The organism is Streptomyces sp. R28, from assembly GCF_041052385.1.
In the GTDB taxonomy this organism is placed as follows: domain Bacteria; phylum Actinomycetota; class Actinomycetes; order Streptomycetales; family Streptomycetaceae; genus Streptomyces.
In genome coordinates this window covers 6,317,516-6,329,316 of the sequence record NZ_CP163439.1, presented here as the reverse complement: position 1 = coordinate 6,329,316, position 11,801 = coordinate 6,317,516, and the positions used below count along the sequence as shown (strand labels likewise).

The 11,801-nt window shown below is 71.4% G+C and carries 11 protein-coding genes; 3 read left to right on the top strand and 8 right to left on the bottom strand.

The annotated features are described in order from the left end of the window. Window positions 1–2: 2 nt before the first annotated feature. The 8 genes from AB5J49_RS28385 to AB5J49_RS28350 are packed head-to-tail and all read right to left on the bottom strand — an operon-like array spanning window position 3 to window position 7,540. Entirely contained in the window at window positions 3–1,997 is a 1,995-nt protein-coding gene (locus AB5J49_RS28385) for an NADH-quinone oxidoreductase subunit L (protein WP_369171636.1), read from the bottom strand. Next, window positions 1,994–2,383 carry an NADH-quinone oxidoreductase subunit NuoK gene (nuoK, locus tag AB5J49_RS28380; RefSeq protein WP_369171634.1) on the bottom strand — a complete coding sequence of 130 codons (390 nt, stop codon included), beginning with the start codon at window positions 2,381–2,383 and terminating at the stop codon, window positions 1,994–1,996. The genes AB5J49_RS28385 and nuoK overlap by 4 nt, the downstream gene beginning before the upstream one ends. Then, complete coding sequence (locus AB5J49_RS28375; RefSeq protein ID WP_369171633.1) at window positions 2,383–3,078, bottom strand: NADH-quinone oxidoreductase subunit J; 696 nt, start codon at window positions 3,076–3,078, stop codon at window positions 2,383–2,385. The genes nuoK and AB5J49_RS28375 overlap by 1 nt, the downstream gene beginning before the upstream one ends. Next, on the bottom strand, window positions 3,075–3,668 hold the full coding sequence (locus AB5J49_RS28370; protein ID WP_369171631.1) for an NADH-quinone oxidoreductase subunit I: 594 nt from the start codon (window positions 3,666–3,668) through the stop codon (window positions 3,075–3,077). The genes AB5J49_RS28375 and AB5J49_RS28370 overlap by 4 nt, the downstream gene beginning before the upstream one ends. Window positions 3,669–3,670: 2 nt before the next feature. Continuing rightward, window positions 3,671–4,639 carry an NADH-quinone oxidoreductase subunit H gene (locus AB5J49_RS28365; protein WP_369171630.1) on the bottom strand — a complete coding sequence of 323 codons (969 nt, stop codon included), beginning with the start codon at window positions 4,637–4,639 and terminating at the stop codon, window positions 3,671–3,673. Continuing rightward, window positions 4,636–6,465, bottom strand: coding sequence for an NADH-quinone oxidoreductase subunit C (locus AB5J49_RS28360; protein WP_369171629.1), 1,830 nt, complete (start codon window positions 6,463–6,465; stop codon window positions 4,636–4,638). The genes AB5J49_RS28365 and AB5J49_RS28360 overlap by 4 nt, the downstream gene beginning before the upstream one ends. Continuing rightward, window positions 6,462–7,127 carry an NADH-quinone oxidoreductase subunit B gene (locus tag AB5J49_RS28355; RefSeq protein WP_369171628.1) on the bottom strand — a complete coding sequence of 222 codons (666 nt, stop codon included), beginning with the start codon at window positions 7,125–7,127 and terminating at the stop codon, window positions 6,462–6,464. The genes AB5J49_RS28360 and AB5J49_RS28355 overlap by 4 nt, the downstream gene beginning before the upstream one ends. Continuing rightward, entirely contained in the window at window positions 7,118–7,540 is a 423-nt protein-coding gene (locus AB5J49_RS28350) for an NADH-quinone oxidoreductase subunit A (protein ID WP_369171626.1), read from the bottom strand. Before AB5J49_RS28350 ends, AB5J49_RS28355 begins: the two co-directional genes overlap by 10 nt. A gap of 352 nt (window positions 7,541–7,892) precedes the next feature. On the opposite strand from AB5J49_RS28350, the gene AB5J49_RS28345 reads away from it, so the two are divergent. From AB5J49_RS28345 to AB5J49_RS28335, 3 genes are all read left to right on the top strand, one after another. Continuing rightward, window positions 7,893–9,146 carry a sensor histidine kinase gene (locus tag AB5J49_RS28345; RefSeq protein WP_369171624.1) on the top strand — a complete coding sequence of 418 codons (1,254 nt, stop codon included), beginning with the start codon at window positions 7,893–7,895 and terminating at the stop codon, window positions 9,144–9,146. A 154-nt stretch (window positions 9,147–9,300) separates the two neighbouring features. Then, complete coding sequence (locus AB5J49_RS28340; protein WP_369171622.1) at window positions 9,301–10,665, top strand: sensor histidine kinase; 1,365 nt, start codon at window positions 9,301–9,303, stop codon at window positions 10,663–10,665. A 319-nt stretch (window positions 10,666–10,984) separates the two neighbouring features. Continuing rightward, a complete protein-coding gene (locus tag AB5J49_RS28335; protein WP_369171621.1) occupies window positions 10,985–11,683 on the top strand; it encodes a LuxR C-terminal-related transcriptional regulator in 699 nt (232 codons plus the stop codon). Window positions 11,684–11,801: the final 118 nt, after the last annotated feature.

Sequence of the window (11,801 nt, the reverse complement as noted above, 5' to 3'; positions counted from 1 at the left end):
GCTCACGCTCCCGTGGCGACGAGGACGGCGGCGACCGCGAGGACGACGGTGCCGGCGAGCAGCGCGCTCACATAGGTCTGCACATTGCCGGTCTGGGCGCGCCGTACGGCGATGCCGAGCCAGCGGGGTAGGGCACCCGCCCCACGGACATAGGTGTCGACGACCTCGCGGTCGAGGAACCGGACGAGACTCGCACCGGCCTGGACCGGGCGGACGAACAACGCCCTGTACACGGCGTCGAGGTGGAAGCCGACGGCCGCGTGGCGGTGGAGCGGGCCGAGCAGCAGTCGACCGGGGTCCGCCGGGTCGGGTGCGTAGGCCACTCCTCCGTACACGGGCGCGTGGCTGGCGATGGCCTCGGCCTCGACCTTGGCGGCGTCGCCCTCCGGATGAGCCGCGACCGCGCCGAGCGGGACACGCGCCGCCATGGCCGTGGTGTGCCGCCAGGCCGCGTAGGTGACGATGCCGCCGACCAGGGCCACGCCCGTGCTGAGGACGGAGGTGGTGAGAGTCGGGGCGAGGTCGCGGCCGTCGAACCAATCGGGGAGCACGCGGTAGGCGAGCGCGCCGACGGCGAGGGAGGGGACGGCGAGCACCCACAGCACCACGGTCATCGTGAGCGGCTGCCTGCCGTGGTCGGGGGCCTCGGCGCCCCGGCCGCGGAAGGCCAGCAGCCACAGGCGCATCGCGTACGCCGCGGTGAGCAGGGCCGTGAGCAGGCCGGCGACGAGGACCATCCAGCCCGCGGAGCCGGGGACGCGCTCGGCGTGGCCGGTGGCCACGTGCTCGGCGGCACCGAGGACGGACTCCTTGGAGAAGAAGCCGCTGAACGGCGGGATCGCGGCGAGCGCGAGGAGCGCCACGGTCATCGTCCAGTAGGCGTCGGGGACGCGGTTGCGCAGGTGGGTCATGCGGGACATGGCCGCCAGCGAGTTGGTGCCGGCAGCGTGGATGATCACGCCGGCCGCGAGGAACAGCAGCGCCTTGAAGGCGCCGTGTGAGAGGAGATGGAAGACGGCGGCGCCGCGGTCGGCGACGGCGAGGGCGCCGGTCATGTAGCCGAGCTGACCGATCGTCGAGTAGGCGAGGACACGCTTGATGTCGTCCTGGGCGAGCGCGGCGAGGCCCGAGCCGATCATCGTGACGGCGGCCATCACTGCGAGGACGATCATCGCGGCCTGGGAGGCCTCGAAGACCGGGAGGAGACGGGCGACGAAATAGACACCGGCGGCGACCATCGTCGCGGCGTGGATCAGCGCGGAGACGGGCGTCGGGCCTGCCATCGCGTCGGGGAGCCAGGTATGCAGCGGGAACTGCGCCGACTTGCCCGCCACGCCCCCGAGGAGCAGCAGGGCGATCAGGGTCGGGTGGTCGAGTCCGCCGCTCGCGACGGTGCCGAGGACCTTCGTGATGCGGAAGGACCCGGCGTCGGTGGCCAGCGCGAACAGGCCGATGAGGAAGGGGACGTCACCGAGCTTGGTGACCAGGAAGGCCTTGATGGAGGCGGCGCGGGCCTCCGGGGTCTCCCAGTAGTGGCCGACGAGGAAGTACGAGCAGATGCCCATGATCTCCCAGCCGACCAGCAGCACCATCAGGTCGCCGGAGTAGACGACGAGCAGCATCGCGGAGGTGAACAGGGAGACGAGCGCGGCGTACGAGGGATAGCGCGGGTCTTCGCGCAGGTAGCCCGTCGAGTAGATCTGCACGCACGTGGCGACGACGCCGACGAGTACGGCGACAAGCGCGGCGAAGCCGTCGATGTGCAGGGCGAGTTCGATCGGGACCGAGCCCGTGGGCGTGAGTTCGGTGGCGGCGTTGATCGCCTGATCGCCGCCCTGGCGCACGGCGACCACCGCGGCGAGCACGAGAGACGCGAGCGTCGGCAGGACGGCGAGCGGGCGGACGAAGCCGGGTGCCGTGCGGCCCAGGAGCAGGCCGGCTGCGGCGCCGAGGAACGGCAGAAGGGGGACGAGGACGGCGAGGGTGGTCGTGGTCACGCGGTGGCCTCAGCCTTCTCGGCCTGCATGGCCGTGGAGGCGTCGCGGTCGGGGCCGTCGGGGTCGTGGCTCTCGGCGGTGTCGCGGAGCTTGTCGATGTCCGAGGTGCCGCGGCCGCGGTAGACGGCGAGGACGATCGCCAAGCCGATGCCGATCTCGGCGGCGGCGATGGTGATGGTGAACAGGGTCAGGGCCTGGCCGGAGTGCAGGGTCTCCTCGGCGGCCTTGCTGAGCCAGACGTCGAAGGCGACCAGGTTGAGGTTGACGGCGTTGAGCATCAGCTCGACCGACATCAGGACCAGGATCGCGTTGCGGCGGGCGAGGACGCCGTACAGGCCGGTGCAGAAGAGGAGGGCGGAGAGTACGGCGGGATAGGCGAGGTGCATCAGCGCGGCTCCTTCTCGCTCGGGGCGCCGGGCTCGGTGGCGGCGGGAGCGGGAGCGGGCACGCCGGTCGCCGAGGGCGCGCCCGCCACGGTGCGGTTGCCCGCCCGGGCGCCGGTTCCGGGCAGGTCGGTGGCGGTCTCCTTCGCCTGCCGGGACAGGACGATCGCGCCCACCAGGGCGGCGAGGAGGAGGACGGAGAGGCCTTCGAAGGGGAGGACCCAGTTCTGGAAGAGGCTTTCGCCGGTGGCCTTGGTGGAGCCGGCAGCGGGGCCGTCGAGGTCGATCCAGGTCGCGCGGAAGGCGTCGACGACCACCCAGATCAGGGTGGCCGCGGAGGCGAGGGCCACGGCGAGGGCGGCCCAGCGGTTGCCGGAGTCGGCGTCCGGGGAGCGGCCGATGGGGGCCTTGGTGAGCATCAGTCCGAACAGGAGGAGGACGACGACGGAACCGACGTAGATGAGGACCTGCACCCAGGCGATGAACTCGGCGGTGAGCAGGAGGTACTCGACGGCGAGGCCGCCGAGCGTGACCACCAGCCACAGGGCGGCGTGCACCAGCTGCCGGGTGGTGACGGTGACCAGCGCGGCGCCGAAGGTGACCAGGCCGACGAGGAGGAAGGCGATCTCGACGCCGGTCGGGGAGAGAAAGCCGTGCGTGTCGGCGGACGTGGTCAGCGCGGCGTGGGTGGGGCTCACGACTCGCCCTCCTGCGGCTCGGTCGGCTCTTTCGGCTCGGCTTGGGCGGCTGCCAGCTTCTCGGCGGACTTGCGGGCGGCGGCGATCTCCTTGGGCTCCTCCGCGCCGGGGTCGAGGGCGGGCGGGGCCGGGACGGTCCACATCCACTCGCGGAGCTTGTCGCGCTCGTGGGTGAGGTCGCGGATGTCGGTCTCGGCGTACTCGAACTCCGGGGACCAGAACAGGGCGTCGAAAGGACAGACCTCGATGCAGATACCGCAGTACATGCACAGGGAGAAGTCGATGGCGAAGCGGTCGAGGACGTTGCGGCTGCGTTCGCGGCCGCCCGGGGTCGCCGCCGGGACCGTCTCCTTGTGGGAGTCGATGTAGATGCACCAGTCCGGGCACTCGCGGGCGCACAGCATGCAGACCGTGCAGTTCTCCTCGAACAGGCCGATCACGCCGCGGGTGCGGGGCGCGAGGTCGGGCTGGGTGTCCGGGTACTGCGCGGTGACGGACTTCTTCGTCATCGTGCGGAGGGTGACGGCCAGGCCCTTGGCCAGGCCACTGCCAGGAATGCGGGACCGGGAGGGCGGGAGAGGCGCAGCCATGGTTACTGGATCACCACCTTGACGATGCCGGTGAAGGCGATCTGGGCGAGGGAGAGGGGGACGAGGAGGGTCCAGGAGAGCTTCTGGAGCTGGTCCTCGCGCAGGCGGGGATAGGTGACGCGGAGCCAGATCACGATGAAGGCGAGGACGGCCGCCTTGAGCAGGGTCCACACCCAGCCGAGGCCGTCGGCGCCCCAGGGGCCGTGCCAGCCGCCCAGGAAGAGAACGGTGGTCAGGCCGCACAGGACGACGATTCCGGCGTACTCGGCGAGGAGGAAGAGAGCGAAACGGAGACCGGTGTACTCGGTGTAGGCGCCGAAGATGATCTCCGAGTCGGCGACGGGCATGTCGAACGGCGGGCGCTGCAGCTCGGCCAGCCCGGCGACGAAGAAGACGATCGCGCCGACGATCTGCCAGGGCAGCCACCACCACTCGAAGGCGTCGAGGATGCCGGGGAGGGAGACGGTGCCGGCCGCCATCGCCACGGAGGCGGCGGTGAGCAGCATCGGGAGTTCGTAGGCGAGGAGCTGGGCGGCGGTGCGCAGGCCGCCGAGAAGGGAGAACTTGTTGGCGGAGGCCCAGCCGGCCATGAGTGAGCCGAGGACGCCTACGCCCATGACCGCCAGGACGAAGAAGATGCCCGCGTCGATGACCTCGCCGACCGCGCCGTCGCCCGGGCCGATGGGGATGGCGAGGAGGACGAGCAGGTACGGGAGGAGGGCCACGGCGGGGGCGAGCTGGAAGATACGGCGGTCCGCGCCCGACGGAACGACGTCTTCCTTCTGCGCGAACTTCACGCCGTCGGCGACGAGCTGGGCCCAGCCGTGGAAGCCGCCGGCGTACATCGGGCCGAGGCGGCCCTGCATGTGGGCCATCACCTTGTGCTCGGTCTGGCCGACGATCAGGGGGAAGGTGAGAAAGACGACGAAGACGATCAGGAGTCGCAGGGCGACGTCGAGCGCGTCGTTCACTGCGGGCCTCCTGCGGGGTCTGTGCGGTCGTCGGTGGGGGCTTCGGAGTCGTCGGAGCGTTCGGAGTTCTCGGAGGCTCCGGAGCCTTCGGGGGTGGTTGCGGAGTCGGACGCGCCGGGCTTGGGGGCGGGAGCGGCGCCGGCGGCTCGCTGAGTTTCGGTGGCCTCGCCGGGTTCGGACTGTTCCGGGGGCGACGCGGGCTGCGGCTCGGCCGCGGGGTGAGGCTCGGTCTCGGCGTCGGGCTGCGGCCCCGGTGCCTCCGATGCATCGCGCTCGGCGGAAGCGGCGGGCTTTGGCTTCACCGCGGTCTCCGACACCGACTCGGCCTCGGGCTGCGGCTCAGGCTCGGGCTGCGGCGCGGGCTCGGCTCCTCGCGCGGGTTCCGGCTCGTCGAAGGCCGGGCGAGCGTGGTGCCACGGGGCATCCGGGCTGCGGGGGGCCGCAGGGGGCTTCGCGGTGGCCGACGGGGTGGGCGAGGGAGTGGTCGGTGGCGTAGCGGCGTCGCCGGCTGCATCCGCCGACACCGCATCGGACGCGGCCCTCTCAGACGCCGCCACATCGGACGCCGCCGCGTCGGTGGCCGCCGCGTCGGACGCGTTCGCTTCGGAGGCCGCCTGCTGGCTCGCGGAGCCCTGCGAGGCGCTGCGCGATCGGCGGGGGCCGGCGGGGGTGGTGCCCGTTCCCGGGCGCTGCGATGCCGTGCCTTCGCTCGCGCTGCGCGCACGCCGTGCCGGTGGGGTGCTGGTCGCGGACGTCTCCTGCCCGTCCCCCGCTCCGTCAGCCGACGTGTCCGCCGACGCCTCGGTCCGCCGGCTCGCCGAATCCTCACTCACGCCGCGCGCGCGTGCCGCGGCCGGCGTGTCCGACGTGGTCGGGGACGTGTCGGCTCCCGCCAAAGGGGCGCCCGTCTCCGCCGAGGGCTCGGCGCCGGCAGCAGCCTGGCCGCCCGGCCCCTCCGCCGCCGTACGCGCACGCCGCGCCACACCGGCTGAAGGCGATCCAGCCGCCGAATCCGCCCCCTCCTGACTTGCCGAACCTCCTGCCGCGGTACGCGCACGCCGTACCGCACCCGCCGCCGGAGTTCCACCAGCCGCCGCTCCGGGCGCCGTCGCCCCAGCCGCCGACGCGTCACCCTGGCTCGCCGAACCCTCCGCCGCCGTACGAGCACGCCGCACCGGCCGCTCGCCGGCCGCCCGCGCCGGACGTTCCCCCGCGGCGCGCCCCGCGCCCCTGGCCGGGCGGGCCGGGGCAGGGGGAAGTTGGCCCTTCAGTGGGCCCCATTCGTTCGGGTCGGGGACGCCGGGGGGCAGCATCTGGCGGCGCTTGGGGCCGCCGTGTTCGGACTCGCCGGGTTCCTTGGCGCCGGGCCAGGCCTTGGCGACGCGGGCCGCCAGGACGAAGTCCTTGCGGAGGGGGTGCCCCTCGAAGTTGTCCGGGAGGAGCAGGTGGTCCAGGGCAGGGTGGCCGGTGAACGCCACGCCGAACATTTCGTGTGTCTCGCGTTCGTGCCAGGCCGCGCCCGCGTACACGCCGACCGCGGAGGGCAGCGTCGGCGCCTCGTGCGGGACCGTCGTACGGACCAGCAGGCGTCGTACCGGAGACAGGGCAGCGACGTGGGCCGCGACGCGGAAGCCCGTGCCGGGTTCGTCGACCGCGCTCAGCCAGTCGAAGTAGGTGCAGCCCAGCTCCTCGCGGGCCGTCTCCAGCGCCGCGATCCAGGACGTCGGGGGCACGTCGACCGTGAGGACCTCGTACGACTCCTCAGCCGTGGCTTCGGGGCCGAACAGGTCCTCGACGGGGGCCGAGAGCCAGCCGATCGTCGTCATCGGTGGGCCTCCCCCGCGTCGGCACCACCACTGCCAGTGCCACCACCAGTACCGCTACCACCGGCGTTCGGCGCGCCCGGCGCCCTGACCAGCCCACTCTGCAGCGCCGTCGTGGACGGCCGGGCCGTCGCGGCGCCGTACCGCTCCCCCAGCGACTCCCGCGCGATCTTCTCCTGGAGCTTCAGGATCCCCTGGAGCAGTGCCTCGGGGCGCGGCGGGCAGCCGGGGACGTACACGTCCACCGGGATGATCTGGTCGACGCCCTTGGTGACGGAGTAGGAGTCCCAGTACGGGCCGCCGCAGTTGGAGCAGGCGCCGAAGGAGATGACGTACTTCGGCTCGGGCATCTGTTCGTACAGGCGCTTCACCGCCGGGGCCATCTTGTCCGTGACCGTGCCGGAGACGACCATCAGGTCGGCCTGGCGCGGGCCGGGCGCGAACGGGATCACGCCGAGTCGGATGAAGTCGTGGCGAGCCATCGACGCGGCGATGAACTCGATCGCGCAGCAGGCGAGGCCGAAGTTGAAGACCCAGAGCGAGTAGCGGCGGCCCCAGTTCAGGATCACCTTCATCGGCTCCGGGGCGAGGCGGGCGAGCGCGCCCAGCCGCTTCGGCTCCGGCAGCAGAACCGGCTGCCCTTCGGTGTCTGGCGTCACGTCCATGCCAGGACGCCCTTCTTGTATGCGTAGAGCAGGCCCACGGCCAGGAAGCCGAGGAAGATGAACATCTCGACGAGCGTGGCCGCGCCGTAACCCGGGTCGGCGAAGACCGTCGCCCAGGGGAACAGGAAGATCGAGTCGATGGCGAAGATCACGTAGAGGAAGGCGTAGACGTAGTAGCGGACCTGCGTGTGGGCCCAGCCCTCGCCGACGGGGTCGACGCCGCACTCGTACGTCAGGAGCTTCTCCGGCGTCGGGACCACGGGGCGCAGCAGGCGGCCCGCCCCGAAGGCGACGGCGACGAACAGCACGCCGACTACGGCCAGCAGTCCGACGACCGAGTAGGACTGGAAGTAGTCCGCCGAGACGACGACGTAATGCCCATCCGCCGCGACGACGACGGTCTGTTCCGACACGTCCGCCCCTCGCTCCCTGACCTCGTGACCGGTGCCCAGGACCGGTCCCGGAACCAGAACCAGAACTCGAACCCGAACCAGTCCCTGGAACCAGTGTCCTGCTGCTTGTGATTTCGTGAACACCGCTGTTCGACGATCTGTACGCACGGGAGTCTAGGCCCTGCTAAAGACACCGTAAGCAGCCAGTCACACGTTGAGATCCCCTCGAGATGCGACGGCAGATGCGACGGCCCGGCGCCCGGCCGGTCACGCGGCCCGATGCCCGGCCCCGTCGCGGGGTGGGGATTTCCCCCGTAGACGGAGGCGGCCCGCCTCATGGCGCGGCGGCGCACCGCGCGGCACGCTAGCCCATATGACCGAACGCCCCAGCCCTTCGCGGGACGCCTCCGAGCAGCCCGACAGCGAGCAGTCCGACGGCAAGCAGTCCGGCAACGATCAGTCTGGCAACGATCAGCGCCCGCTGCCGCCCGCCCGTTTCGCCTACGACCGGCACACCTGGAAGGAGATCGCGCATCTCCTGGCGAACCTTCCGTTGTCGCTGCTCGGCTTCATCTACGTCGTGGTGGTGCTGTCCACGGGTGCCTTCCTGACCTTGACGGTGATCGGGTTCCCGCTGCTCGCGGCCGGGCTGATGGGCGCGCGGCAGCTGGGCAAGCTGGAGCGGGCACGCGCGCGTGCGTTGCTCGGGGTGCGGGTGGACGAGCCGAGTCCGATGCCGTTGCGCGGCGGTAAGGACGGCTTCTTCCCGCAGCTGTGGCTGGCGCTGAAGGACCCGGTCGGCTGGCGCACGATCCTGTACGACTTCATCCGGCTGCCCTGGGGCATCCTCACCTTCACCATCACGCTGACCTCGCTGTTCGTGCTGTGGCCGGTGCTGCCGTTCATCGCGCGGGGCCTGGCGAACGCGGACCGCGCGATGGTGCGCGGCCTGCTGTCGCCCTCCGACGAACTGGAGCGCCGTATCGCCGAACTGGAGTCGGACCGGGGTGTCGTCGTCGACACGGCCGCCGCCGATCTGCGCCGCATCGAGCGCGACCTGCACGACGGCGCGCAGGCCCGGCTGGTCAACCTCGCCATGGGGCTGGGCCTGGCCAAGGAGAAGTTGCTGGAGGATCCGGACGCGGCAGCCACGATGGTCGCGGAGGCGCACGGCGAGGTGAAGCTGGCGCTGCAGGAGCTACGGGATCTCGCCCGGGGCATCCATCCGGCCGTACTGACCGACCGTGGCCTGGACGCCGCGCTGTCGGCGGTGGCCTCGCGCTGCACGGTGCCGGTGAAGGTGACCGTCGAGCTGCTGTCCAGACCGGTGGCGGCCATCGAGGGCATCGCGTACTTCACCGTCTCCGAGCTGCTGCAGAACATCAGCAAGCACAGCGGGGCGAAATCGGCGTCGGTCGACGTGTGGCGGTCGGACGACCGGCTGCTCATCCAGGTGTGGGACGACGGCCGTGGGGGCGCGCGCCTCGACGGCGGCACGGGCATGCGCGGGCTCGCCGACCGGCTGGACGCCGTGGACGGCCTGTTCGTCATCGAGTCACCGCAGGGTGGTCCTACGACGGTGACGGCGGAGTTGCCGTGGCGGGACCGCGTCCCCGGGCAGGGGTAGACGCCGGGCAGACGTCGGGCAGGGGTAGGGAAAACCCCCCGTTCGAGACGCCGACGGCCTCCATGGTCCGCGGACCTGCGGTCGAGCAGGGTGGAGGTACGACGGCACAGCCCCGGCGGCGGGGCTGACAGGACGAGGAGAACGGACGACGCCGATGGCCACGGAGTACGGACAGGGTTTCGGGCACGGGCTCGGTTACCCCGAGCGCGGCCTCCCCGAGCACGGCGGCGAGCGACGGCACCGGCTGCCGGCCGGGCTGCGGGCGCCGTTCGAGGCACGCAGCTGGCGCGAGTTCGGGTACGTGCTGCTGAGTCTGCCGATCAGCATCGTGCTGTTCGTGTACGCCATCACGATGGTGTCGCTGGGCGCCGGACTGCTGGTGACGTTCCTCGGCGTCCCGGTGCTGGCGGCGGGGCTCGTCGGCTGCCGTGGGTTCGGGGCGCTGGAGCGGGCACGCGCGCGTGCGCTGCTGGACCTGGAGGTGGCCGACCCGGAGCCGCTGCGGATGCGGCGGCGTGGCTTCATGGCGTGGATGGGCGCCGTACTGAAGAGCGGGACGTCGTGGCGGGCCCTGCTGTACGCGGTGCTGCACTTCCCGTGGGCGGTGTTCTCCTTCGTCGTCGCCCTCAACGTCTGGGCGTACGGCTGGGCGCTGCTGACGTATCCGCTGTGGTTCTGGGTGTTCCCCGCGTACGTCGGTCAGGACGGCCTTCAGCTGTACGGCGACGAGACCCACCACATCTACCTCGACAACCCCTTCGAGATCACGGTCACCGCACTGGTGGGCCTGCTGTTCACGCTGGCCACGCCCTGGATCGTACGGGCGCTGACGATGGTGGACCGGCTGCTGGTGCACGGCCTGCTCGGGCCGTCGCGGCTGGCCACACGCGTGGTGGAGCTGGAGTCGGACCGCGGTGTCGTCGTCGATACGGCCGCTGCCGACCTGCGGCGCATCGAGCGCGACCTGCACGACGGCGCCCAGGCCCGTCTGGTGGCCCTGGCCATGGATCTGGGCCTCGCGAAGGAGAAGCTGGCGGAGGATCCGCACGCCGCCGCGCAGATGGTGGACGAGGCGCACGGCGAGGTGAAGACGGCGCTGCAGGAGCTGCGCGACCTGGCACGGGGGATCCATCCGGCGGTCCTGACCGACCGGGGGCTGGATGCGGCCCTGTCTGCGGTGGCCTCGCGGTGCACGGTGCCGGTGGAGGTCCAGGTCGACCTCGAGGAGCGGCCGGTGCCGGCGATCGAGGGGATCGCGTACTTCACGGTGTCGGAGCTGCTGCAGAACATCAGCAAGCATGCGCGGGCCACATGGGCCGCCGTGGATGTGTGGCGGGTGGAGAACCGGCTGATGTTGCAGGTCGTGGACAACGGCCTGGGGGGCGCCACCACCTCCGGGGGGTCCGGGCTGGCGGGACTGGCCGAGCGGTTGGACGCGGTGGACGGGATTCTGGTGGTGGACTCGCCGGTCGGGGGGCCCACACGGGTTACGGCTGAGCTTCCCTGGCGGACCGTGTAGGGCGGACTGCGTAGGGCCGCGTAGTTCGGGTGTGCCGTTCGGCCCACTGAGGTGGGGATCCGGCTCCGGTTGGTTCGGCGCCGGATTTCCGTTTTGTTCGCAAGCAATCCCTGAGCGCCCCCTGAGCACTCCCCGAGCGCTCCCTGGGCACCCTTGAGCATCCCTGAGCACTCATGTGCATGCGCCCCGGAGTCGCCCCCCTTCGCGCCCGCGCGATCCGAACTGCGGCGGGCAGGTTATCCACAGGCCCGGTGCGGGAGGGCCGATCGCGGGATACTGAGGTCGCGAGGGACGACAGGGCCGGGGCACGCTCGGCCGAATGCCAAGGCTCGGGGGGCCGAGGATCGTGGAGGACAGGGTGCGGGTGGTCATCGCCGAGGACTCGGTGCTGCTCAGGGAGGGACTGACCCGGCTGTTGACCGACCGTGGGCACGAGGTCGTGGCGGGGGTGGGAGACGGCGACGCGCTGATCAAGACCATCACGGGACTGGACGGACAGGGCGAGCTGCCGGACGTGGTGGTCGCGGACGTACGGATGCCGCCGACACACACCGACGAAGGAGTGCGGGCGGCCGTACAGCTGCGCAAGTCACACCCCGGACTCGGGGTACTCGTCCTGTCGCAGTACGTGGAGGAGCGGTACGCCACGGAGCTGCTGGCCGGTTCCAGCCGTGGAGTCGGCTACCTGCTCAAGGACCGGGTGGCGGAGGTTCGGGAGTTCGTGGACGCGGTCGTGCGGGTGGCCCAAGGGGGTACGGCCCTCGATCCGGAGGTCGTCGCCCAGTTGCTGGGCCGCAGCCGTAAGCAGGACGTGCTCGCGAGGCTCACGCCACGCGAGCGGGAGGTCCTAGGGCTCATGGCCGAAGGGCGGACCAACTCGGCGATCGCCCGGCAGCTGGTGGTGAGCGACGGAGCGGTCGAGAAGCACGTCAGCAACATCTTCCTGAAGCTCGGACTGTCTCAGAGCGACGGGGACCACCGACGCGTTCTGGCGGTCCTCACCTACCTGAACTCCTGACGATCTGACACCGTGTCAGAAACCAGGATCCACCGAGGCTGGACCTAGAACCAAAGAACGAGCGGGGAGCGTCTTCGAAGAAGCGCCGGGGGGCGTGTAAATCATGACAAGTTCGGTT

Coding starts and splice junctions, on each gene's coding strand:
- AB5J49_RS28355 (WP_369171628.1), bottom strand. CDS start 7,127: ATGGACGTGACGCCAGACACCGAAGGGCAGCCGGTTCTGCTGCCGGAG.
- AB5J49_RS28345 (WP_369171624.1), top strand. CDS start 7,893: ATGACCGAACGCCCCAGCCCTTCGCGGGACGCCTCCGAGCAGCCCGAC.
- AB5J49_RS28360 (WP_369171629.1), bottom strand. CDS start 6,465: ATGACGACGATCGGCTGGCTCTCGGCCCCCGTCGAGGACCTGTTCGGC.
- nuoK (WP_369171634.1), bottom strand. CDS start 2,383: ATGCACCTCGCCTATCCCGCCGTACTCTCCGCCCTCCTCTTCTGCACC.
- AB5J49_RS28340 (WP_369171622.1), top strand. CDS start 9,301: ATGGCCACGGAGTACGGACAGGGTTTCGGGCACGGGCTCGGTTACCCC.
- AB5J49_RS28370 (WP_369171631.1), bottom strand. CDS start 3,668: ATGGCTGCGCCTCTCCCGCCCTCCCGGTCCCGCATTCCTGGCAGTGGC.
- AB5J49_RS28335 (WP_369171621.1), top strand. CDS start 10,985: ATGCCAAGGCTCGGGGGGCCGAGGATCGTGGAGGACAGGGTGCGGGTG.